The sequence below is a fragment of the Streptomyces coeruleorubidus genome (assembly GCF_028885415.1).
GTDB lineage: Bacteria > Actinomycetota > Actinomycetes > Streptomycetales > Streptomycetaceae > Streptomyces > Streptomyces coeruleorubidus_A.
This window is the reverse complement of record NZ_CP118527.1, coordinates 291,634-315,306: the sequence shown is the minus strand read 5'-3', so window position 1 is coordinate 315,306 and position 23,673 is coordinate 291,634. Positions and strand designations below refer to the sequence as shown.

Here is a 23,673-nt window from a genome sequence, read left to right as displayed (position 1 = left end):
ATGCCCGACCGACTCGTCGTCCTCTACCGGGGCAACCGGCCACCCGCCACCGGACTCATCGAACGCCTCGCGGACACCGTCTACGCCACCGAGGAGGAGCTGCCCTACCTCCTCCCCGGCGCCGACGCCCTGCTGGCCTGGGTCACCATCACCCCGGCCATCCGCGACGCCTGGCCCGACAACCCCGAGAAGGCACCCCGCTGGGTGCACGCGTCCTCCGCGGGCGTGGACTCCCTGCTCTTCCCCGCCCTGGTGGACGATCCGGGCGTCGTTCTCACCAATGCCCGCGGCGTCTACGACCAGCCGACCGCCGAGTACGTCCTCGGCCTGATCCTCGCCCTCGCCAAGGACTTCCCCGGCACCTGGGAGCACCAGCGGCGTCGCGAGTGGCGTCCGCGGCCCAGTGACGGCATCACCGGACGCACGGTGCTGGTCTGGGGCACGGGGCCCATCGGCCGGGCCATCGCCCGGCTGCTGCGTGCCACCGGGATGCGGGTCTGCGGCGCCGGCCGCAAGGCCCGCACGGACGACCCCGACTTCGGCACGGTCCACGGCGCGGCGACCCTGACTTCCGCCCTGACGGAGGCGGACTACGTCGTCCTGGCCGCGCCCCTGACCGAGGGCACCCGGGGCATGGTCGACGCCTCCGTGCTGGCGGCCATGAAGCCGGGGGCCCGGCTGATCAACGTCGGCCGGGGCGGACTCGTCGACGAGGAGGCGCTCATCGACCACCTCGCCGCCGGCCGGCTCGCCGGCGCCGCCCTGGACGTCTTCGGCCAGGAGCCGCTGCCGGCCCGGTCGCCGCTGTGGGACATGCCCGGCGTGATGATCTCCCCCCACACGGCGGGCGAGACCACCAGCGAGCGGGAGGCACTTGTCGAGGTGTTCCTCGACAACCTCACCCGTCATATCGAGGGTCGGCCTCTGCGCAACGTCGTGGACAAGCGGCGGGGGTACGTGGTCGACGAGACGCGCCCCGTCTGAAGACCTCGTCTGAAGGGCGAGTAGCAGGTGCCCCGGCCCGTGGAGCCCACCGGCCGGGACGCGTGCTACTCGCCCTTCTCGCGTCCCAGCGCGCTGCCCGTCACCGCCAGCACGGAGAGCACCACCAGCGCGGCGGCCGGGCCGAGCACCGTCCAGGGGCGAGTTCGGCGTACGGCTGGTTCTCCGACAGGAGCCGGCCCCACTCGGGGGTGGGTGGCTGTTCGCCGAGGCCCAGGAAGCCGAGCGAGGCCAGGACCAGGACGGTGGTCGGCAGCCGCAGCAGGGCGTTGCGGAGAAGGGCCGGCAGGACAGCGGGGAACAGGTGGCGGCGCAGCAGGTGCAGCCGTCCCGCGCCGAGCGCGACGGACGCGGCGACGTGACCGCTGGCGCGTTCCTGTTCGAGCAGCGCGGCGGTCTGTGCGGCGTACGGACTCCAGCCGACCACGCAGACCGCGATCGCCGCGCCCCACACCGACGGCCCGGTCACGCCCGCGATCAGCAGGCCGGTGAGGACCGCCGGCAGGGTCGACACGACCTCCGTCGGACCGGCGCTCGCCCGCGGTGCCATGCCCAGCAGGAGCCCGGTGACCGCGCTGACCGCCGTCACGGCGAAGGCGACACCGGCCGTGCGCAGCGCCCCGTGGCCCAGCCGGGCCAGCAGATCCCGGCCCAGCGCGTCCGTGCCCAGGGGATGTTCGGGGGACGGGGCCACCAGCCGCGCCGCCGTGTCGACCTGCAAGGGGTCGCGCAGGAGGCCCGCCGTGACGAGGGCGAGCAGGGCCACCGAACAAGCCGCGGTGATCCAGCGCAGGGAGCGCGGCGGGAACAGCGGGGGCCGGTGCAGGGCCGGCAGGGCGCCGTCGCGCAGGGGGCGGCCGAGGAGCGCGTGGCGCAGGGCCCGGATCAGGATGCCGGCGCTCACCCCGAGCAGGACCAGCGCCAGGGTCGCGGTCTGGAGCACCGGGAGGTCCTGCGCGACGGCGGCCTCCAGGGCGAGCCGGCCGAGCCCCGGGATGTTGAAGATCTTCTCCACCGCGACCGCACCGCCGACCAGGGCCACGACGGTCGGCAGCAACTGCGGCAGCATGCCGGGCAGGGTGCGGCGCAGCGCGTTGCGGGCGATGTTGCCGGGCGGGAGTCCGACGGCGTACGCCGTGCGCGCCCACGGTTCGTGGAAGGCGGCGGGCAGCGCCTGGTCGAGCAGTCCGCCGAGCATCGCGCCCGAGGGGATGCCGAGGGCGAGCGAGGGCAGCACCATCGACTGCGGCCCCTCCCAGCCGCTGGACGGGAACCACCCCCACCAGACCCCGCACACGGTGGCCAGCACCGAGGCGAGCAGGAACTTCGGCAGCGCGGCCAGCACGGCGGCCGTGGTGCCCGTCCGGTCCTGCCGCAGCCGGCGCCGGGAGCCGAGGAACACGGTGCGGGCACACACCAGCGCGGCCACCAGGACGGTCACCACGAGCGCGCCCAGCATCAGCGTCAGGGAGGCCGACAGGGCGGTCCCCACCTGTGGCATGACCGGTTCGCCGGAGACCCATGAGACACCCGCGTCCCCGCGTGGCAGGCCGCCCAGCCAGTGCGCGAGATGCGCGAGCGGCCCCTCGTCCAGCCCCAACTGCTCCCGTACCGCGGCCAGTTCAGCGGCTGTCGGATTCTGGTCGGCGGAGCGGGCCCGCAGCACCGTGCGGGCCGGGTCCGCGCCGGTCAGCCACGGCAGCAGGGCCACCGCACCGAGCAGCACGGCTCCGGCGAGCACACGGCCGGCCGCCGCCGGCCAGAGGGACAGTCGGGCGGCGGGGGCGTGGGCGACGCTCATGCGTTACCCGACGTGCGTGTCGAGGTCGACGAGAGAGCGCTCGCGCGGGTCGAGGATCACGCCCTCCACACCGGTGGCGATACCCTGCACCGCCTGCTCGTGGACCAGCGGAACGACGGCGTCGGTGCGCAGGATCTCCGCCTCCGCCCGCATGATCTTCTGCTGGCGGCGCTCCGTGTCGCGCTCCGCGGCGGCGGCCCGGATGGCCTTGTCCACCGCGCCGTCCTTCAGCCCGGCGATGTTGTAGACGCCCTCGCTGGTGAAGTCGCTGGCGAGGTAGTCGACCGCGTCACCGGTGTCGAGGAGCGTCACCCGGGAGAAGACGAGGGCGTCGTACTTCCCGGCGAGGAGGTCGCCCTCCATCTGCGTGTACTCGCGCACGTCCTGCTTCACGGTGAACCCGGCCTTCTCCAGCTGCTGCTGGAGCACGGTCGCGGCCTCGGGAAGCTCGGCCCGGTTGGTGTAGGTGGCCAGCCGCAGCGTCCTGCCCTTGGTCGCGGCCTTCACCTGGGCGGCGGTGTCGGCCTGGGCGCGGCCGGTCACGGCCACCCGCTTGTCGGCCGCCCACGGCACGGCGGGCCCGAACAGGCCCTGCGCGGGGTCGGCGTACCCGCCGAAGACGGAGTCGACCAGGGTGGAACCGTCGACGGCCTTCCGGGCGGCCGCGCGCAGACCGGCGTCGGTGAACATGCCGCTGCCGGTGTTGAGGATCAGGCTGTCGGTGCGCACGGAGGGCACCTCGTGCCGGGTGTCCTTGTCGAGCAGCTTCGCCTGGGCGGTGGGGATCCACTCGGCGATGTCGGCCTCGCCGCCGCGCAGCGCGTTGGCGCGGGCGGTGCCGTCCGCGATCCAGCTAACGTCGATGCCGGGCGCCTTCGCCTTGCCGCCCCAGTAGCCGTCGAAGCGGTCGAGCTTCGCCTTGGTCTTGCCGCTGAGCCGGGTGATCTCGAACGGGCCGGTGCCGGTGCCGACCGGGCTGACGGCGCCGTCCTTGCCGTACGCCTTCCCCGACAGGATCGCCAGTGCGGGACTGGCCAGCCGCAGCGGCAGCACCGGGTCGGGCGACTTGGTGGTGAGGGTGACGGTGTCGGCGTCCTCGGCCTTGGCGGTGAGGGCCACGTCGCTCAGCACGCGGGGCTTGGGCTTGGCCGCGCTCGCGTGGTCGAGCGCGTTGACGACGGACTGGGCGGTGAACTCGGTGCCGTCCTGGAACTCGGCCTTGCGCAGCTCGAAGGTCCAGGTGGTGTCGTCGTCCTGCTTCCAGGACTTCGCCAGCGCGGGCTTGGCCGTGCCGTTCCGGTCGAGGGCGGTGAGGCCTTCGGCGACGGACAGCTTGCTCAGCACGGTGGCGTCGTTGCTGTACGGGGACAGCGCCTGCGCCGGCGGCACGGCCAGCGCGACCCGCAGCCGACCGCCCGATCCCGTTCCGTTCCCCGTGCCGTCGCCGCTGTCGCTCGGCGCGAAGCAGCCGGCCAACAGAGGGGTGAGGGTGAGCGCCGCTATGAGACCGCGGGAGGTGGTGCGCATGTCAGTCCTGTCGTGCGGAGGTCGGGCATGCCGCAGCGGCCCGGTGGGGGCTTGATCGGCGCCGTCAGCATATAAGGAGAGCCTTACCAAAGCTCGAACCGGGTCGGTTAAACCTCAACAATCGGACGGCAGGGGCGAGGTGACGAACCCGGCGGCATCGACCGATTGTTCGAGCTGTGTCATCGTGGGCGCCGGGCGGAGGTGAGTCGCATGACCGGCGCGGACCCCGGGTTGTTCGGACCCGGTTCGGTGACCTGGCAGATGCACGGCGACCCGATGATGTGGATCGCCGGCGTCCGGGCGCTCTACCTCCAGGCCCTGCACCCCCGCGCGGTCCGCGGCGTCATGCAGAACTCCGACTTCCGCCGTGACGCCTGGGGCCGCCTGATGCGCACCGCGAACTTCGTCGGCACGGCGACGTACGGCACCACCGAGGCCGCCGAGCGGGCGGGCGCCCGCGTCCGGAAGATCCACAGCATGCTGACGGCGACCGACCCGGACACCGGCGAGCGCTACGGCGTCGACGAACCCGGTCTGCTTCTCTGGGTGCACTGCGCCGAGATCGACTCCTATCTGGACGTCCTGCGCAGGTCCGGGTTCCGGCTCACCGACGCCGAGGCCGACCGCTACGTGGCCGAACACCGGGAGAGCGCACGCCTGGTGGGTCTCGACCCCGAGTCCGTACCCGCCGACAGGGCCCAGCTGGCGGCGTACTTCGAGAAGGTGCGCCCCGAACTGGCCGCCGGCCCCGAGGCGCGCGAGGTGGACGACTTCCTGCTCCGCCCGCCGACGCATCCCCTTCTCGTACCGTTGCGCGAGGTGCTGTGGCGGCGCGTGGCACAACTGGCGTACGCCTCCCTGCCTCCGTACGCCCACGAGCTGTACGGCAGACCGGCCCCCGCACCCGCCACCGTCACCCGGCAACTGCGTCTCACCGGCCTCCTGCTGCGCCGCGTTCCCGCACGTGTGCGGTGGCAACTCCCGCCCAAACACATCCTGCGCGCCATGGCGAGGCTCGGCCCGGATGCGCGCCCGGCACCGTACAAACTCGGACGATAGCCCGCCATACTGGGTGGACCAGGGGAGGGGCGGGCGAACAGCTACCGGGGGAGCGTCGCGCGAGATGGGGGAGACCAGGCTGATCCATGGCCGGTACCGGCTGCTCGACCTGATCGGGCGCGGCGGCATGGGGGAGGTGTGGCGGGCACGGGACGAGTCCCTGGGCCGGCACGTTGCCGTCAAGTGCCTCAAACCGCTGGGCCCGAACCACGACCACGCGTTCACGCGCGTGCTGCGGGAACGGTTCCGCCGCGAGGCCCGGGTGGCCGCCGCGCTCCAGCACCGCGGCATCACCGTCGTGCACGACTTCGGCGAGTCCGACGGCGTCCTCTACCTCGTCATGGAACTGCTGGAAGGCCGCAACCTCAGCCAGCTCCTGGAGGACAACAAGCAGCACCCGCTGCCGGTCGCGGACGTCGTGGAGATCGCCGAGCAGGTCGCCGCCGCCCTCGCCTACTGCCACGAACAGGGCATCGTGCACCGCGATCTGAAGCCCGCCAACATCGTGCGGATCGGCGACGGCACGGTGAAGATCTGCGACTTCGGCATCGCGCGGCTCGGCCACGACATCGGCTTCACCTCCCGGCTGACCGGCACGGGCATCGCCATGGGCACCCCGCACTACATGTCCCCGGAGCAGATCGGCGGCACCGAGGTCGACCAGCGCAGCGACCTCTACTCGTTCGGCTGCGTGCTGTACGAGATCGCCACCGGCGTACCGCCGTTCGACCTCGACGACGCCTGGGCGATCCTCGTCGGCCACCGCGACACCCCGCCCCGCCCGCCGCGCGAGCACCGCCCCGAACTGCCCACGTACCTCGAGCGGGTCATCCTGGACCTGCTCGCCAAGGAACCCGACGAACGGCCCGGCGACGCCCGCGAGCTGGCCCGCCGGATCAGCACGCACCGGGCCGCGCCCGCGTACGTGCCGACCGTCGTGGCGGCCCGGCCCGCGCCCGACGCGATGGCGCACGCGGGCCGGCTGCCGTCCTGGACGCACGGCATGACCACCGGCCACAAGGCGGCAGGCGCCGGCCTGCGCACCACACCGCCGGACCCGGCCGCCGGACTGTCCGGCGAGTGGATCGCGCGGCCCGCCACCGGCCCCGTCGAGGAACCCGCCCCCGAACAGCGGCCCGCCCGCCCCCGGAGACCCTGACCGCCCTGGCCGGCCGGCACAACGCGGGTCTCAGCCTCGGCCGGCTCGGCCGCTGGGCGGAGGCGGGGGAGGTGCACCGGGCGGTCGCCGCCGAACGCGAGCACCTCCTCGGCCCCGACCACCCGGACACCCTCGCCAGCCGCTACGAGGTCGCCTTCACCCTCAGCCGCACCGGCCGCGCCGCGGACGCCCTGCGCGAGTACAAGCACGTCGCCGAGGCCAGGATCCGCTCGCTCGGCGCCGACCACCCCGACACGCTCGCGGCCCGCCAGGAGATGGCCTACGTGCTCGGCCAGCTCGGCCGTCCCTTCGACGCCCACCGGGTGTACACCTCGGTACTCACCGCCCGGGAGCGCACGATGGGGCCCGACCACCCGGACACCCTGCGCTGCCGGCACAACCTCGCCTTCAACCTCAGCCGCCTCGGCCGCCTGGAGGACTCCTACCGCATGGCCCGCGAGGTGGCCGCCGCCCGCGCCCGGGTGCTCGGACCGGACCACCCCGACACCCTGGTCACTTGCTACGAGGTCGCCTACGCGCTCGGCCAGCTGGGCCGCTGGGCAGAAGCCCTGGAGACCTACCGCGAGGTCGCCGATGCCCGGTCCAGGGCCCTCGGTCCCGACCACCCCGACACCCTGGCCGCCCGCCACGAGGTCGGCATCAGCCTGGGCCGTCTGGGCCGCAGCGCGGAGGCCCTCGACCTCTACAGCGCCCTGGCCTCGGACCGCACCCGGGTCCAAGGCCCCGCGCACCCCGAGACCCTGCGCGCCCGCCACGGCCGCTGCGTCAACCTCGGCCGGCTCGGCCGCTGGGAGGAGGCCCTCGCCGAGTCCCGAGAGGTGAGCGCCGTCCGCGAGCGGGTCCTCGGCCCCGACCACCCGGACACCCTGGTCAGCCGCCGCGAGGTCGCCGTGGGCCTCGGTTGGCTGGGCCGCTGGGCCGACGCGCTCACCGAGTACCGCCGGGTGGCAGCCACCCGCGAACGCGTCCTCGGCCCGGACCACCCCGACACCCTCGCCAGCCGCAACGACGAAGCGCACTGTCTCCAGCAGTTGGGCCGCAGCGACGAGGCCGTGGCGCTGTACCGCAGAGTGGCGGCCCTGCGCGGGCAGCGGGCTTCGGCTGGGGGGTGACTGGGGTGGCGGGTGGTCGTGCTGTCCCCGGGCACCGGCACCGCCGCCCTGGCCCGTCAGCGCACTGTCGAGACGCCCGGTCGCCGTTCGTCTGGCCGACCTGGATCACCCCGTGTTACGAAGAACCATGACCGCACCCCTGGGACCCCGCGCACACCGGACGTACGACGCCGTCATCGTCGGCGGTGGCCACAACGGCCTGGTCGCCGCCGCCTACCTGGCCCGGGCCGGCCGTTCCGTGCTGGTGCTGGAGCGGCTGGACCACACCGGCGGCGCGGCGGTGTCCACCCGGCCGTTCGCCGGGGTCGACGCCCGGCTGTCGCGCTACTCGTACCTGGTCAGCCTGCTGCCGAAGAAGATCGTGCGGGACCTCGGCCTGGACTTCCGGGTCCGCACCCGGACCATCTCCTCCTACACGCCCGCCGAACGCGACGGCCGCCCCACCGGGCTCCTCGTCGGCGGCGGCGATCGACGGACCAGGGAGGCGTTCGCCCGGCTCACCGGCTCCGACCGCGAGTACCGGGCCTGGCAGGAGTTCTACGGCATGACCGGCCGCGTCGCCCAGCGGGTCTTCCCGACCCTCACCGAACCGTTGCCCACTCGTGAGGAACTGCGCCGCCGCCTCGACGACGAGGAGGCCTGGCGGACGCTGTTCGAGGAGCCGATCGGGGTCGCCGTCGAGGAGCGCTTCGCGGACGACCTGGTGCGCGGCGTGGTCCTCACCGACGCGCTCATCGGCACCTTCGCCGACGCCCACGACCCGTCGCTGAAACAGAACCGCTGCTTCCTCTACCACGTGATCGGCGGCGGCACCGGCGACTGGGACGTGCCGGTGGGCGGCATGGGAGCCCTCACCGACGCCCTGGCCGACGCGGCGCGCGCCGCGGGCGCCGTCCTCGCCACCGGCCACGAGGCGCTGCGCATCGCCACGGACGGCGGCACGGCCGAGGTCACCTACCGCACCGCCGACGGCGAGGGCACCGTCGCCGCCCGGCACGTCCTGGTGAACGCCTCCCCGCAGGCCCTGGCGGAACTGACCGGCGACAGGCCCCCGGCTCCCGCCGAGGGCGCCCAGCTCAAGGTGAACATGCTGCTCACGCGGCTGCCGCGGCTGCGCGACGGCGCCGTCGACCCGCGCGAGGCGTTCGCCGGCACCTTCCACATCGCCGAGGGCTACGAGCAGCTGGCCACCGCCCACGCCCAGGCCGCCGCCGGTGACCTGCCGGCCGCGCCGCCCTCCGAGATCTACTGCCACTCGCTCACCGACCCGACCATCCTCGGCCCGGACCTGGCCGACCAGGGCTACCAGACGCTCACCCTCTTCGGCCTGCACACCCCGGCCCGCCTGTTCGAGCGGGACAACGACGCCGTACGCGAAGAGCTGCTGAAGTCGACGCTCGCCCAGCTCGACGCCCACCTGGCCGAACCGCTCGCCGACTGTCTGGCCACCGACGCGGACGGACGGCCCTGCATCGAGGCCCGGACCCCGATCGACCTGGAGGGGGACCTCGGGCTGCCCGGCGGCAACATCTTCCACCGCGAGCTGAGCTGGCCCCACGCCCAGGACGGCACGGGCCGCTGGGGCGTGGAGACCCGGCACGCGAACGTGCTGCTGTGCGGGGCCGGCGCGGTGCGCGGTGGCGGGGTCAGCGGGGTGCCCGGGCACAACGCGGCCATGGCGGTACTGGAAACCGGGAACGACTGAATCACTGCCGTCCTGTGGGGCACTCCGACAGCACGAAGGTATCCGTACCAGCCGGCCGACCGCGCGGACGGTCGCACCACCCACGGGAGGCTCTCATGGCCGACCTCAGCCCGACCGATCTGCAGAAGGCCCTGAAGGGCATGGACTACCCGACGGACAAGAAGCACCTGGTGGAGCGTGCCCGCAGCAACCACGCCGACGACAAGGTCGTCAGCCGCCTCGACAGCCTGAAGCAGAACCGCTTCGAGGGAGCGAACGAGGTGCAGAAGGCCGTCTTCAACCAGTGACCAGAGCCGCTCAGTCGCCCGACGGTGTCCACCCCACCGCTTCGACGCGCGTCGCGTCCGCCGGGCGCGCCTCGTCGAAGAGGACGCCGTCGGCCGCGTCCACACGCAACCCGTCCACATAGGCCCCACGGCCGACGTACCGCCGGTCCGTCGCGTACCGCCACCGCAGGGCCAGCAGGCGCGCGGCGGGGAGGTCGGCGGTGAGCCGGTGCCAGACGCGGCCGGACCAGCCCGTGACCGAGCCCGACGGATGCCGGCGGGGTCTTCCCCCCGGCGGGACGTCGTGAAGGGCACCGGCTGCCAGGTCGTGCCCCCGTCGGCCGTCGCCTCCAGGACCAGTACGTCGGCTCCGGGCTCGGTGTCCCACCACAGCGCGCAGCGCAGCCGCGCCCCGCCGGACGACGACGTGTCGAGCCCGGGGAGGGTGAGCGTCGCCGTGGCGGAGACCGCCATCCCGGAGAACCAGGCCTTGCGTCCCCGCACCGGCCGGACCGGCACGGCCCGCGCCAGGTTGTTCGCGGCGGCCACCCGGGGAGCCGACCCGGAGCGCCAACTCCGCACCGGATGCACCGAGTTGCCCAGGACGACGAGGAACGAGTCGGTCGTCGGGTCCAGCACCAGCGAGGTGCCCGTGAAGCCGGTGTGCCCGGCACTGCGCGGTGTGGCCATCGCGCCCATGTACCAGTGCTGGTAGAGCTCGAAGCCGAGGCCGTGCTCGTCCCCGGGGAACGCGGTGTTGAAGTCGGTGAACATCAGCTCCACCGACTCCGGCGTCAGGATCCGCGCGCGCCCGTAGACACCGCCGTTGAGCAGCGTACGGCCGAGGACCGCGAGGTCCCACGCGTCGGAGAACACGCCCGCGTGGCCCGCGACACCGCCGAGGGCGAAGGCGTTCTCGTCGTGCACCTCGCCCCAGACCAGGCCCCGGTCGAGGCCGGACCACGGTGGGCGCGCGTCCTCCGTGGCCGCGATCCTCGGCCGCCAGGAGGCGGGCGGGTTGTATCGGGTGCGGCGCAGGCCGAGCGGCGCGGTGATCTCCTCGCGGAGGAGGACGTCCAGGGAGCGGCCCGTGATCCGCTCCAGTACGAGCTGGAGCGAGATGAGATTCAGGTCCGAGTACAGATACGCCGTGCCCGGCGCGCTGACCGGCGCCTCGTTCCAGATGAGCTGGAGCTTCTCCTCGTGCGTCGGCGCGCTGTACAGCGGGATCCAGGCGCGGAAGCCCGAGGTGTGCGTGAGGAGCTGACGGATCGTGATGTCCTGCTTGCCCGCGCGGCCGAAGTCCGGCAGGTACGAGGCGACCTTCCCCTCCAGCTCCAGCCGGCCCCGCTCCATCTGCTGCACGGCGAGGAGCGAGGTGAACAGCTTCGACACCGACGCCAGGTCGAAAACGGTGTCCTCGGCCATGGGGATCTGCTCGTCGGCCGGGAACTCGACGCCGGTGTCGGTCTTCTCGTCGTAGGCCCGGTAGCGCACCGCCATGCCGATGGGCCGGTGCAGGGCGACGGTGCCGCCCCGTCCCGCGAGCAGGACGGCGCCCGCGTACCAGGGGTGCTCGGGGGGGGGCCGAGGAACGCCTCGGCGTCGGTGACGAGTTGCCGCAGATGGGAGGGGAGCAGCCCGGCGCGGGCGGCTGAGCCGTGCCGTAAGGTGGAACGCCCCGTGACCGGGGCGGCCTCGACGGGTAAGGGGGCGAGGGCCAGGGCGCCCCCAGGACCAGGGCGCCCCTGCGTGTCAGCCCGCCGTTCGTCGTCGCTCTGTCTGCCGTGCCTTCGGTCACCGCGCATCCTCCCGCCGTCCTGGACGTCCCGGACAGTATGTCCCCGGGCACCGCCCATAAATCTGACGGTGTATCAGGAAACCCCTTCCGTCCTCCGGAGGAGTCCGGCATCCTGCGCCCATGCAGACGGAGCTGAGCCAGACACTGGGAGTCGAGCACGCCGTCTTCGGCTTCACGCCGTTCCCCGCCGTCGCCGCGGCCATCAGCCGGGCCGGCGGCTTCGGCGTGCTCGGCGCGGTCCGTTACACCGCCCCCGACGAGCTCAAACGGGACCTGGACTGGATCGAGGCGCACGTGGACGGCCGGCCGTACGGCCTGGACGTCGTGATGCCGGCGAAGAAGGTCGAGGGCGTCACGGAAGCAGATGTCGAGGCGATGATCCCCGAGGGACACCGGCAGTTCGTCCGGGACACCCTCGCCAAACACGGCGTGCCCGAGCTCGCCGAGGGCGAGGCGTCCGGCTGGCGCATCACCGGCTGGATGGAGCAGGTCGCCCGCACCCAGCTCGACGTTGCCTTCGAGTACCCGATCCGGCTCCTCGCCAACGCCCTCGGCTCCCCGCCCGCCGACGTCGTCGCCCGCGCCCACGACCAGGACGTCCTTGTCGCCGCCCTCGCGGGCAGCGCCCGGCACGCCCGCAAGCACAAGGACGCCGGGATCGACATCGTCGTGGCGCAGGGCTACGAGGCCGGCGGCCACACCGGCGAGATCGCCTCCATGGTGCTCACCCCCGAGGTCGTCGACGCCGTCGCCCCGCTGCCCGTGCTGGCCGCCGGCGGCATCGGCAGCGGACAGCAGGTGGCTGCCGCACTCACCCTCGGTGCTCAAGGTGTGTGGCTCGGCTCCATATGGCTGACCACCACAGAAGCGGACCTCCACTCGCCCGCGCTCACCCGCAAGCTGCTCGCGGCCGGCTCCGGCGACACCGTCCGCTCCCGCGCGCTGACCGGGAAACCGGCACGCCAGCTGCGCACCGAGTGGACCGACGCCTGGGACGACCCGGCCGGGCCCGGCCCGCTGCCCATGCCGTTGCAGGGCCTGCTGGTCGCCGAGGCCGTCTCGCGCATCCAGAAGTACGAGGTCGATCCCCTGCTCGGCACCCCGGTCGGGCAGATCGTCGGCCGGATGAACAGCGAACGCAGCGTTCAGGCCGTCTTCGACGACCTCACCCGCGGCTTCGAACAGGCCGTGGACCGCATCAACCGCATCGCCGGAAGGAGCGGCCAGTGACCAGCAGTGTTCCCGCGGGCTTCTGGGCCCAGGCCACCGCCGACCCCGACCGCGCGGTCCTGGTCGCCCCCGACGGCGAGGAGTGGACCGCCGGCCGCCTGCACGCCGCCGCCAACCGGCTCGTCCACGGCCTGCGCGCGGCCGGGCTGGAACGCGGCGACACCTTCGCGGTGGTCCTGCCCAACGGCGTCGAGTTCCTCACCGCGTACCTGGCCGCCAGCCAGGCCGGGTTCTACCTCGTCCCCGTCAACCACCACCTGGTCGGACCGGAGATCGCGTGGATCGTCTCCGACTCCGGCGCCAAGGTCCTCCTCGCCCACGAGCGCTTCGCCGACGCGGCACGGCACGCCGCCGACGAGGCCGGCCTCCCGGCCACCCACCGGTACGCCGTCGGCCCGGTCGAGGACTTCCGCCCCTACGCCGAACTCCTCTACGGTCAGCCCGAGTCGGCGCCCGTCGACCGCACGCTCGGCTGGGTCATGAACTACACCTCGGGCACCACCGGCCGCCCCCGCGGCATCCGGCGCCCGCTGCCCGGCAAACCGCCGGAGGAGGCCTACCTCGGCGGCTTCCTCGGCATCTTCGGCATCCGGCCCTTCGACGACAACGTGCACCTGGTGTGCTCACCGCTGTACCACACGGCCGTGCTCCAGTTCGCCGGCGCGTCCCTGCACATCGGCCACCGGCTGGTCCTGATGGACAAGTGGACGCCCGAGGAGATGCTCCGCCTCATCGACGCCCACCGCTGCACCCACACCCATATGGTCCCCACCCAGTTCCACCGCCTGCTGGCCCTGCCCGACGAGGTGAAGGACAGCTACGACGTCTCTTCCATGCGGCACGCCATCCACGGCGCGGCCCCCTGCCCCGACCACGTGAAACGGGCCATGCTCGACTGGTGGGGCCCCTGTGTGGAGGAGTACTACGCGGCCAGCGAGGGCGGCGGCGCCTTCGCCACCGCCGAGGACTGGCTGAAGAAACCCGGCACCGTCGGCAAGGCATGGCCCATCAGCGAACTCGCGATCTTCGACGACGACGGCAACCGGCTGCCACCCGGCGAACTCGGCACCGTCTACATGAAGATGAACACCGGCGGCTTCTCCTACCACAAGGACGAGGCCAAGACCCGCAAGAACCGCATCGGCGACTTCTTCACCGTCGGCGACCTCGGCCACCTCGACGAGGACGGCTACCTCTTCCTGCGCGACCGCAAGATCGACCTGATCATCTCCGGCGGCGTCAACATCTACCCGGCCGAGATCGAGTCGGCCCTGCTCGCCCACCCCGCCGTCGCGGACGCCGCCGTCTTCGGCATCCCGCACGACGACTGGGGCGAGGAGGTCAAGGCCGTCGTCGAACCGGCCCCCGGACACCGGCCCGGGCCCGCCCTCGCGGCCGACCTCCTCGACCACTGCGCGCACCTGCTCGCCGGTTACAAGCGGCCCAGGAGCGTCGACTTCATCACCGAGATGCCCCGCGACCCCAACGGCAAGCTGTACAAGCGACGGCTGCGGGAGCCGTACTGGGAGGGCCGGACCCGGCCGGTGTGAGGCGGCGGTGCGGCTTTGGTCGCACGGGCGGGCACGGGGGTCATCCTTTGGTCGGCGCCCGCTCGCCCTCCGGCCGATGTCCGGCCGGGCCCCGCCTTCCTAGCGTGAAGCCATGACGATCGCGACCGAAGAGGCACCGCTGCGGCGTGGGGGCGTACGGCCCGGCGAACGGGCACTCGCCCCCGATCTCGCCCGCGGGATCATGCTGCTGGGCATCGTGCTGTCCAACACCGCCTTCCACCTGTGGGCGGCCCGGCGCGGGCCCTCCGGATGGCAGCCCGTGGACGGCTCGTGGCTCGACCACGCCGTGCAGTTCACCATGATCATGGTGCTCGACCTGCGGATCTACCCGCTCTTCGCCTTCCTCTTCGGCTACGGCATGATGCAGCTCTACCTCCGCCAGACCGCCGCCGGCACGGACGGGCGCGTCGCGGCGAAGGTCCTGCGCCGGCGCAGCCTCTGGCTGATCGTCATCGGCCTGGCGCACGCCACACTGCTGATGTCCGGGGACATCATCGGCTTCTACGGCGTCCTGAGTCTCGTCCTGGGCCTGGCCTTCCTGCGGCGCGGCGAACGCGCTCTGACGTGGTGGATCTGGATCGGAATCGCCCTGATGGCGCTCATCACGGCCGGGCCCGTCATCTCCGCGCTGCTCCAGGGCGAGCTGGGCACGATGGGCGACGCCGACGCCGACGCGGGCTTCAAGGCGTACGCACCGGACGAGGAGAACTGGCTCACCGCGGCGGGCACCCGGCTTGAGACCGGCCTGTTCGTCACCTTCGCCGCCGCCCCGCTGACCCTCGTCGGCGGCGGGTACATCCTCTTCCTGCTCGGCTTCCGGGCCGCGCGCCGCCGCATCCTGGAGGAACCGGGCCGCCACCGCACGTTGCTGCGCCGGACGGCGGTCATCGGCATCGCGGCCGGATGGCTCGGCGCGCTGCCCGCCGCCCTCGCCCACATCGGCGTCCTGCACGTGCCGGACGACATGCAGAGCGAATCCGGGGCGCTCACGGCCCTCCGCGACGTCACCGGCAACGCCGCGGGCCTCGGCTATGTCGCGGCCGTCGCCCTCTTCGCGCACTGGTGGACCACCCGCGGGCCCCGCCGCGGCACGACGGCGGTGACGGCGGTGGTCTCCGTCGGCAAACGGTCCCTGTCCTGCTACCTCGCCCATTCGCTGCTCTTCGCCCCGGTGCTGGCCGCCTGGGGACTCGGCCTCGGCGCCCACCTGGGCAGCACGACCATGGCACTCTTCGCGTTCGCCGTCTGGCTGGTCACCGTGGCCGGAGCCTACGCACTGGAACGGACCGGCCGCCGGGGGCCCGCCGAAGTGGTGCTGCGCCGGCTGATGTACGGGACCCGGGCCGACCGGGCGTGAGGAGATGAACGAGGGTGCCGCCCGACCGGGAGCGGCACCCCCTCAGCCACGGTCAGTGGCGCTCGTGCGCCCGGACGACCTTCAGCTTCGGCGAGGACAGGATGTCCTTCTCGCAGAAGCGCGACGTCACCCATTTCTCACCGGAGAACAGCCGGGTCTGGTCGGCGTGGTGAGGCGACTCGGGGTTCGACGACTGGGAGTACGTCAGCAGGGTGCGGGCCACCGGGCAGCGGCTGCCGTCCCAGCCCACCGCCTGGAGGTGACTGCTGCCGAACGGCACCTCCGTGTAGCCGCCCTGGGCCGCCTTCCACGTCGGTTCGAGCACGTTCCACACGCCGAGCCTCCCCGAGCCACCGGGCATCGCAAGGCGCTCACCACCGCGGACGACGAACTGGTGCGCGCCGAGCGGCGCGTCGAGCGCGATGCCCGCGGCGCGCAGTTCCGCCACCGCGTCGGCGAGGGCGATGGCGAAGCCGGGCGCGTCCGTGTTCAGCGTGTTCGGCGTACGCACCGGGTCCGCCGCCGAGAACGGCACCTTCCACAACTCGGCCGGCGGCACCGCCTGTTCCAGCTTCCGCCAGAACCGGTCGAACAGCAGAGCGCCCCGCCTGCCGGTGTCCATGGTGCGGTCCCACGCCGTCAGCACCCCACAGGCCTCCGACACGTCGACGGCCTTGCCGTCGCTCCCCGTCGCCGTGCCGCCGGGCAGCGAGGCGCAGGCCCGTGCCACGTCGGCCGCGGTGAGATCACCCGCGGGCACCCGGTTGGCGAACTGCTGCCGTTGCAGGTCGCGTACGGTCAGGCGGCCCCGGTCCGCCATCGCGGCCACGTCCTCGATCCCGCCGCGCGTGCGCAGGCCCAGCTCCGTCCCCACCGTGCCGAAGACCCGCTCGTATCCGGTGATCGGCCGGTCGGCGTTGGTCATCCACGCGGTGCCGTTGGAGTTCTCCACGTACGGCGCGTCCTTGAGCGTCGGCATCCGCGCAGGCCCGAAGATGCCCGGCGCCACCGCGCCGGGATCGCTGCCCAGGGCGCAGTCGCCGCGCGAGCCGTCGAGGATCGCGATACCGGACGCCGGATACGTGGTCCTGCCCAGCGCCGTCGAGCAGCGCTCCGCCAACTCGTCGGTGATGCGCGGAAGCACCTGGGACTGGGTGAAGAGGGAATGTCCCGCGCGGTCGGCCGCGATCGTGTTCACCCAGGGGATGCCCTGGTGCCGGGCGAGCGACGAGAGGACGTCGTCCGTGCTGCGCGCCTTGCCGAAGCCGAGCGAGGTGTCGGCGAAGCGGAGGTTCGCGGCGTTCGGGTCGTGCAGGGCGTAGGCCGTCGTACCGGTCCACGGCAGCGGGACCTGGGAGTTCAGGGAGGTGACGACGGGGCCGTAGCGGGTCCACCACTGGGTGCGGGTGACCGGCGCGCCGTCCTTCACCGCGACCGTCACGGTCCGCTTCTTCATACGCTCCGGCCGGCCGTCGACGAGGTACGTCGTGGGATCGGCCGGATCCAGTGTCAGCTGGTGGAAGTTGGCCGGAATGCCGGTCGAGACGGTGTGGCTCCACGCCACATGTGCGTTGAAACCGATGGAGATCGCCGGGGTGCCGAGCAGAGAGCCACCGGAGACGTTCAGCTCGCCCGGGATCGTCTGCTGCGACTGCCAGAACCGGCGTCCGCCCTGCCACGGATAGTGCGGGTTGCCCAGCAGCAGGCCGCTGCCGTTCGCCGTCGTGTCGCCGCGGAAGGCGACCGCGTTGGAGCCCATGCCGGGGTCGCCCCACAGCTCGTCGGCCGCCTTCGCCACGGCTTTCGCGTCCGGCGTGCGGGCGGCGGGCCGGGAGGAGGGGGTGCCGGAGGCGGTGCCGGCTCCGGTCGGTGGCTGCGCGGCCGTGATCGTGTCCACGAAGCGCCCCTCGCCGGAGATCGATGCGATGGCGAGGCCGCGGGCGGCCACGTCCAGCTCGGTGACCGGGCGGACCCAGGATGCGTCCGCGCAGGCGGGATCCGTGATCTTCTTCTGCTTCAGCCAGGCGTTGTAACCGGCCGCCCAGCCGCGCATCATGTCCCGTACCTCACGGCTCGGGCCCACGGGCGCCGGCTCGGCGAGCAACTTCTCCACCGTGCGGGTCTCACGGACCCCGCGGAAGTACAGGTCACTGGCGAGATTCGTCCTGGCCCCGGAGAGGGCGCCGCCGCGGCCGCGTCGGCACCGAAGTGCCGGGACCGCTCGCCCCGCAGGGTCACGAACCCGTCGGCCAGCGTGCAGACCTCGTCGGCGGCCTGCGCCCAGCCCGTGCCGAAGCCCAGGTCGGCGTAGTTCTTCGCGAGGATGTGCGGGATGCCGTACTCGGTGTAGCGGATGACGGCGGACAGTCCGTCGCGGGACGGGTGCTGCTCCGCTCGTCCCTGGCTCGGGGCGGCGGCCGCGGGTAACGCGGACGCGGCCGTGAACAGGGCCGTGGCCCCGAGAACGAGTCGTCTCAGGCGGCTGCGCATCGTGCCCTCCAATGTCATTGAGGGAAAGGAGACTTGAGCGTGCGGATGTGCCGCATGCGCACGTCAGTACCATCACACCGGACGCCTCTGACGGCGGCAGGGTTGAGTCCCTCGGTTCTTGACCTCGCCCGGCGGTGAACCGAGGATCATGTGTCATGACGACGCCCGGACACGGCAGCACGGTCGACGCAGTCCTGCGGCGCAGCGCCCGACGCACCCCGGCGCGCGTCGCGGTGGAGTACGGCGACCGCACCTGGACGTACGACGAACTGGACACCGCCGTCTCCCGCGCGGCGAGCGTCCTCCTCGGCCAGGGGCTGTCCCCGGGCGACCGGGTGGGCGCGTACGGCCACAACTCCGACGCCTACCTGATCGCCTTCCTGGCCTGCGCCCGCGCGGGCCTGGTGCACGTACCCGTCAACCAGAACCTGACCGGCGACGACCTCGCGTACATCGTCGGCCAGTCCGGCAGCGCCCTGGTCCTCGCCGACCCGGACCTCGCCGGGCAACTCCCTGACGGCGTACGGTCGTTGCCCCTGCGCGACGCCGACGACTCACTCCTCGCCCGGCTCACCGGCGCGCCCGCGTACGACGGCCCGGAGCCGCGCACCGAGGACCTGGTGCAACTGCTGTACACGTCCGGGACGACCGCCCTGCCCAAGGGCGCGATGATGACGCACCGGGCCCTGGTCCACGAGTACCTGAGCGCGATCACCGCCCTCGACCTCAGTGCGGGCGACCGTCCCGCGCACTCGCTGCCCCTCTACCACTCGGCGCAGATGCACGTCTTCCTGCTGCCCTACCTCGCGGTCGGCGCGACGAACATCATCCTCGACGCACCCGACGGCGACCGGCTCTTCGACCTGGTCGAAGCAGGCCGCGTGGACAGCCTGTTCGCCCCGCCCACCGTCTGGATCGCCCTGTCCAACCGCCCCGACTTCGCCACCCGCGACTTGAGCGGCCTGCGCAAGGCGTACTACGGGGCGTCGATCATGCCGGTCCCCGTCCTGGAACGGCTGCAGGAACGCCTGCCGGACCTGGCGTTCTACAACTGCTTCGGACAGAGCGAGATCGGCCCCCTGGCCACGGTCCTGGCGCCCGAAGAGCACAAGGGGCGCATGGACTCCTGCGGCCGTCCGGTGCTGTTCGTCGACGCGCGGGTGGTCGACGAGGACGGCAAGGACGTACCGGTCGGCACCCCCGGCGAGATCGTCTACCGCTCTCCGCAGCTCTGCGAGGGCTACTGGGACAAGCCCGAGGAGACCGCCGAGGCCTTCCGCGACGGCTGGTTCCGCTCCGGCGACCTCGCGGTACGGGACGCGCACGGCTACTACACGATCGTCGACCGGGTGAAGGACGTCATCAACTCCGGTGGCGTACTGGTCGCTTCACGCCAGGTCGAGGACGCCCTGTACACCCATCCCCGGGTCGCCGAGGCGACGGTCGTGGGCCTGCCAGACGAGCGCTGGATCGAGGCCGTCACAGCCGTCGTCGTCCCACGCGGCGAGGTCACCGAGGCGGAACTCATCGCGCACACCCGCGAGAAGCTCGCCCCCTTCAAGGCCCCGAAGCGGGTGGTGTTCGTGGAGGGCCTCCCGCGCAACGCCAGCGGGAAGATCCTCAAGCGGGAGCTCAGGACGACCCTCGGAGGCGAGCCGGGACCTGCGACCTCGGCCCGGTGACGTCACTCCGCCCCTCGACGAAACCCGTTGTGCCGAAGCCCCTGAGCACGTGAGGATCGACGCCATGCCGATCTTCACTGCCCGGACGGGACCCGGCTCGCCTGCCACATACGCGGCACGGGCGAGCCGCTGGTCGTGCTGCCCGGCGGGCCCATGCGCGCCTCCGGGTACCTCGGGAACCTGGGCGGGCTGGACGCCCACCGACGGCTGGTGTTCCTCGATCTGCGCGGCACAGGACAGTCCGCGGTGCCCGAGGATCCGGCGACCTACCGCTGCGACCGGCTCGTCGACGACGTCGAGGCGCTGCGCCGACACCTGGGCCTGGACCGGATGGACGTGCTCGCCCACTCGGCGGGCGGCAGTCTCGCCATGCTGTACGCGGCTCGGTATCCCGACCGGCTGGCACGGCTGGCGCTCATCACCGCCACCCCGTGGGCGCTGGGCCTGCCGGCGACGGCCGAGGACCGGCTGGCCGCGGCCCGGCTGCGCGCGTCGCAACCCTGGTTCGCCGACGCGTTCCCGGCGTTCGAGGCCTGGCTGTCCGGCACCGGTGACTTCGACCCCGTGTTCATCCCGTTCTTCTACGGCCGTTGGACGACACCGCCCGCGCCCACGCCGACCGCGAGGAGGACGAGAGCAACGACGACGCGGCGGACCGCTACGGGGCGGACGGCGCCTACGACCCGGACACGACTCGGACCGCGCTCGCCCGCGTCACCGCCCCGGTGCTCGTCCTCGCCGGTGAGGTCGACGGCGGCCCGCGTCCCGGCCTGGCCCGGCGCGCGGCCGAGGTGTTCCCGGCGGCCGAGCTCGCGGTGCAGCCGGGGGCGGGACACTACCCGTGGCTGGACGACCCGGAGTGGTTCGTGCGACGCGTCGCACGCTTCTTCCACGCACGGGACTGAATCCTCTGCTGTCCGCAGAGCGCGCCCGACTCGCGGTCGTCATCCCGCTACCGTGCCCGGCATGGACACCGAACCGCGCACCGTACGGGCCAACGGCATCACCCTGGCCTACCGCGTCTGGGGGCCTAAGGACGCGCCGCCCGTCGTGCTCCTGCACGCCCGCGGGGCCGACGGTGCCGACTGGGCGGAGATCGCCCCCGCCCTGGCCGCCGGACCCCGCCGGGTGTACGCCCCCGACCTGCGCGGGCACGGCCGCAGCGACTGGCCCGGCGAATACGCCTACGAGGCCATGCGCGACGACGTGCTCGCCTTCCTCGCCGCGCTCGGCATCGCCCGCGCCGACGTCGTGGGCCACTCGCTCGGCGGCGCCGTCGCCTGCCTGCTCGCCCAGCACAGCCCGCGCCTCGTACGGGGGCTCGTCCTGGAGGACGTACCCGCGCCCTTCCCGCTGGACCCGCCGCGCCCGCCCGCCGAACACCCCGGCGGGGACCTGCCGTTCGACTGGGCGATGATCCTCGCCACCGACGAACAGCGCAACGCCCCGGATCCCATGTGGTGGGACCACATGGGGCGGATCACCATGCCCACGCTGCTGATCGGCGGCGGGCCGACGAGCCTGATCCCCCAGGAGCAGGTCGCCGCCCTCGCCGAACTGCTTCCCGATGCCCGGCGCGTCACCATCGACGCCGGACATCTGGTCCACGAGGCACGGCCCGAGGAGTTCCTCGCGGCCGTGGCGGAGTTCCTCAGCCCTGCGGACCGTACGCCGTCATGAAACGGTCGCGGAACTTGTCCATGCCCCACCGGGGCGCGTCCGGGGCCGGCTTGATGCCGTCGGTCCAGCCCCAGTCGGCGACCCGGTCCAGGACCTTCTTGTCGTGGGCGACGATCGTGATCGGCACGTCCTTGCCGGTGTCCCCGGCGGTTACCGTCGGCACCGGCTGGTGGTCGCCGAGGAAGACGAGCACCGTGTCCTCGTCGCCGTAGCGCTCGACCCACTCGGTCAGGCTCCGGATCGAGTACTCGATGGCACGCCGGTACTCGGTGCGCACCTTCTCCGGGTCCTTCCAGACCTCCGTGGGGTCGGTGCCCTCCTTCTTGATCTGGTGGAACACCGAACCGTCGCCGAGGTCCTCCCAGTCGATCATGCGGGCGATGGGCGACCAGGGGTTGTGGCTGGAGGCCAGGATGATCTCCGCCATGATCGGCTCACGGTCCTTCTTGCCGTGCTCCAGGCGCTGGAAGGCCTCCATGCTGAACTGGTCGGGCACGGGCGTCCAGCTGAAGTACGGGCCGTGGTAGCCGAGGCGCTCCGAGTCATAGATGTGGTCCAGGCCGAAGTACTTCCCCTCCGGCCAGGCCCGTCGCACGCCCGGGACGATGCCGACGGTCCGCCAGGCGCCGGTCTTGCGGAAGTAGTTGGTCAGCGTCATACGGTCGCTGGTGGTCAGGCTGCGGTACCGCTGCTGGTTCTTGATCCACAGACCGGACAGGAAGGTCGAGTGGGCGAGCCAGCTGCCGGCGCCGGTCACCGGCGACTGCAACCAGCCGCTGCGCGACTCGAACCCGGCCGCCTTGAGTGAAGCGGTGCCCTCCTTGAGTACCGCGTCGGTCTGCTTCGCCATCGCCGGGTCGTCGATGGCGACCCGGCCGTAGCTCTCGATGAAGGTGAACAGGACGTCCTTGCCGCGCAGCCCCGTGAGCAACTGGTCCGGCGGTGTCTTCGCGAAGGCGTCCACGGCGGCCTGCTTCTCGAAGACCCGCGCGTCCCTCAGACCGGCCCGCACCTGGTCCACCCGGTTGCCGAGGAACTCCGCGTTGCCCTTGGTGGCGATCGGCACGGTGCCGATCTGCACGCCCAGAGTCATGCAGGTGATCCACGCCGTGCCGAGGATCAGCGTCGTACGGGCGGCGACGGGACGGTGCCGGACCATCAGGTTCGTCAGCCGCACCACGGCGAGGGTCGTGAGGACCAGCACCGCGACGAGCAGCACGATCACCCCGATCACGGCCAGCACCTGCCCGGTACGGCCGAACGTCTCCCGGAGGAAGTCCGTGGCGTGCTCGATGAGAATCCAGTCCAGGACCAGGTCGAAGGGCCGGGCCAGCACCTGGTAGAAGCCCATGTCGACGAACTTCAGGACCGTGACCAGCCCGAGGAACACGCCCGAGACGACCGCCATGATCCGCCGGGGCCTCGGCGGCAGCGCGAGCAGCAGACCCGCGAGCAGCACGCCCTCGGCGGGGATACGGACGAACGAGGCGAACTCGATCCGCTCCATCCGGTTCGGCAGCAAGAGTGCGAACACCACGAGCGCACCGGCCAGCACGGTCGTCCCCACGCTGACGCCGCGCGCCGCCCGGGGACAACGCCGCCGCCACGCGAACCAGCCGGACCTCGCCCTGTCCGACACCGCAGCCGCCCCCTCAACGGCGTCGTCACCTTTTTCTCGCGCGGCAGGGGCATGGGCGGGGGGCGTCGTGTCGGTGTCACGGCCGGGGTCCGCTGCGGCGGCGCCGCTGTCCGCGTCCGCCGGGGCTGTGTCGCTGTGTGGTTCCGTCGTGGCGGCGTCGCCGTCCGGGCTTGCCGTGCCGGTGTTGCCGTCTGCGTCCGACAGGGTCGTGTCGCTGCCTGGTTCTGTCATGGCGGCGTGGCCTTTCGGGCCTGCCGTGCCGGCGTCGCCCTCCGGTTCCGCGGGGTCCGTGCCGCTGTCCCGTTCCGCCGCGTCGGCGTCGCGGTCCGGGCCTGCCGCGTCCGCGTCCGACTCCGCCGCGGCCGTGCCGCTGTCGGAATCCGCCGCAGCCGTACCACCGGCCGGTCCCGCCGTGTCCGTGCAGTCGTCCGCGTCGGTCGGGGTCGCGTTGCCGTTCGGTTGCACCGTGCCGGCGTCGCCTTTCGGGCCTGCCGTGCCGACGTCGCCCTCCGGTTCCGCGGGGTCCGTGCCGCTGTCCCGTTCCGCCGCGTCGGCGTCGCGGTCCGGGCCT

Annotated in this window: 11 protein-coding genes and 5 pseudogenes; 11 read left to right on the top strand and 5 right to left on the bottom strand. The window is 72.7% G+C overall.

Features of this window, described 5'->3' with window-relative positions:
• The gene (locus tag PV963_RS01600; RefSeq protein WP_274813811.1) at positions 1-984 is read left to right on the top strand and encodes a D-2-hydroxyacid dehydrogenase; all 984 of its coding nucleotides are present in this window, start codon (positions 1-3) and stop codon (positions 982-984) included.
• A gap of 65 nt (positions 985-1,049) precedes the next feature.
• On the opposite strand, the pseudogene PV963_RS01595 reads toward PV963_RS01600, so the two are convergent.
• Positions 1,050-2,803, bottom strand: a pseudogene (locus PV963_RS01595) (ABC transporter permease subunit).
• 3 nt (positions 2,804-2,806) lie between these two features.
• Entirely contained in the window at positions 2,807-4,330 is a 1,524-nt protein-coding gene (locus PV963_RS01590; RefSeq protein ID WP_274813810.1) for an ABC transporter substrate-binding protein, read from the bottom strand.
• A gap of 210 nt (positions 4,331-4,540) precedes the next feature.
• On the opposite strand from PV963_RS01590, the gene PV963_RS01585 reads away from it, so the two are divergent.
• The 4 genes and pseudogenes from PV963_RS01585 (at position 4,541) to PV963_RS01565 (ending at position 9,673) form a co-directional block, all read left to right on the top strand.
• A complete protein-coding gene (locus tag PV963_RS01585; RefSeq protein WP_274813809.1) occupies positions 4,541-5,389 on the top strand; it encodes an oxygenase MpaB family protein in 849 nt (282 codons plus the stop codon).
• Positions 5,390-5,453: 64 nt separating this feature from the next.
• Positions 5,454-7,681: pseudogene (locus PV963_RS43425) on the top strand (tetratricopeptide repeat protein).
• A gap of 127 nt (positions 7,682-7,808) precedes the next feature.
• The gene (locus tag PV963_RS01570) at positions 7,809-9,386 is read left to right on the top strand and encodes a phytoene desaturase family protein (RefSeq protein ID WP_274813807.1); all 1,578 of its coding nucleotides are present in this window, start codon (positions 7,809-7,811) and stop codon (positions 9,384-9,386) included.
• A 95-nt stretch (positions 9,387-9,481) separates the two neighbouring features.
• The gene (locus PV963_RS01565; protein WP_274813806.1) at positions 9,482-9,673 is read left to right on the top strand and encodes a DUF2795 domain-containing protein; all 192 of its coding nucleotides are present in this window, start codon (positions 9,482-9,484) and stop codon (positions 9,671-9,673) included.
• Positions 9,674-9,683: 10 nt separating this feature from the next.
• Here the strand turns inward: PV963_RS01565 and PV963_RS01560 are convergent.
• A pseudogene (locus PV963_RS01560) lies at positions 9,684-11,460 on the bottom strand (serine hydrolase).
• Between the two features lie 113 nt (positions 11,461-11,573).
• Here PV963_RS01560 and PV963_RS01555 point away from each other — a divergent pair.
• The 3 genes from PV963_RS01555 (at position 11,574) to PV963_RS01545 (ending at position 15,611) form a co-directional block, all read left to right on the top strand.
• A complete protein-coding gene (locus tag PV963_RS01555; RefSeq protein ID WP_274813805.1) occupies positions 11,574-12,683 on the top strand; it encodes an NAD(P)H-dependent flavin oxidoreductase in 1,110 nt (369 codons plus the stop codon).
• Entirely contained in the window at positions 12,680-14,233 is a 1,554-nt protein-coding gene (locus tag PV963_RS01550) for an acyl-CoA synthetase (protein ID WP_274813804.1), read from the top strand. Before PV963_RS01555 ends, PV963_RS01550 begins: the two co-directional genes overlap by 4 nt.
• A gap of 112 nt (positions 14,234-14,345) precedes the next feature.
• Positions 14,346-15,611 (top strand): DUF418 domain-containing protein, encoded by a 1,266-nt coding sequence (locus PV963_RS01545; protein ID WP_274813803.1) that lies wholly within the window; start codon positions 14,346-14,348, stop codon positions 15,609-15,611.
• 52 nt (positions 15,612-15,663) lie between these two features.
• Here PV963_RS01545 and PV963_RS01540 read toward each other — a convergent pair.
• Positions 15,664-18,101, bottom strand: a pseudogene (locus PV963_RS01540) (penicillin acylase family protein).
• A gap of 155 nt (positions 18,102-18,256) precedes the next feature.
• Between PV963_RS01540 and PV963_RS01535 the strand changes: the two are divergent.
• The 3 genes and pseudogenes from PV963_RS01535 to PV963_RS43410 all read left to right on the top strand — a co-directional run bounded on the left by PV963_RS01535 (position 18,257) and on the right by PV963_RS43410 (position 21,463).
• Positions 18,257-19,783 (top strand): acyl-CoA synthetase, encoded by a 1,527-nt coding sequence (locus tag PV963_RS01535; RefSeq protein ID WP_274813802.1) that lies wholly within the window; start codon positions 18,257-18,259, stop codon positions 19,781-19,783.
• Between the two features lie 64 nt (positions 19,784-19,847).
• Positions 19,848-20,688: pseudogene (locus PV963_RS43830) on the top strand (alpha/beta fold hydrolase).
• Positions 20,689-20,749: 61 nt separating this feature from the next.
• On the top strand, positions 20,750-21,463 hold the full coding sequence (locus PV963_RS43410) for an alpha/beta hydrolase (RefSeq protein WP_342456428.1): 714 nt from the start codon (positions 20,750-20,752) through the stop codon (positions 21,461-21,463).
• Here PV963_RS43410 and PV963_RS01525 read toward each other — a convergent pair.
• Positions 21,435-23,333 (bottom strand): sulfatase, encoded by a 1,899-nt coding sequence (locus tag PV963_RS01525; protein WP_274821905.1) that lies wholly within the window; start codon positions 23,331-23,333, stop codon positions 21,435-21,437. The two genes, PV963_RS43410 and PV963_RS01525, sit on opposite strands and share 29 nt — an antisense overlap.
• Between the last annotated feature and the right edge of the window lie 340 nt (positions 23,334-23,673).

Coding starts and splice junctions, on each gene's coding strand:
- PV963_RS01545 (WP_274813803.1), top strand. CDS start 14,346: ATGACGATCGCGACCGAAGAGGCACCGCTGCGGCGTGGGGGCGTACGG.
- PV963_RS01525 (WP_274821905.1), bottom strand. CDS start 23,333: ATGACAGAACCAGGCAGCGACACGACCCTGTCGGACGCAGACGGCAAC.
- PV963_RS01565 (WP_274813806.1), top strand. CDS start 9,482: ATGGCCGACCTCAGCCCGACCGATCTGCAGAAGGCCCTGAAGGGCATG.
- PV963_RS01570 (WP_274813807.1), top strand. CDS start 7,809: ATGACCGCACCCCTGGGACCCCGCGCACACCGGACGTACGACGCCGTC.
- PV963_RS01600 (WP_274813811.1), top strand. CDS start 1: ATGCCCGACCGACTCGTCGTCCTCTACCGGGGCAACCGGCCACCCGCC.
- PV963_RS01555 (WP_274813805.1), top strand. CDS start 11,574: ATGCAGACGGAGCTGAGCCAGACACTGGGAGTCGAGCACGCCGTCTTC.
- PV963_RS01585 (WP_274813809.1), top strand. CDS start 4,541: ATGACCGGCGCGGACCCCGGGTTGTTCGGACCCGGTTCGGTGACCTGG.
- PV963_RS01590 (WP_274813810.1), bottom strand. CDS start 4,330: ATGCGCACCACCTCCCGCGGTCTCATAGCGGCGCTCACCCTCACCCCT.
- PV963_RS43410 (WP_342456428.1), top strand. CDS start 20,750: ATGGACACCGAACCGCGCACCGTACGGGCCAACGGCATCACCCTGGCC.
- PV963_RS01535 (WP_274813802.1), top strand. CDS start 18,257: ATGACGACGCCCGGACACGGCAGCACGGTCGACGCAGTCCTGCGGCGC.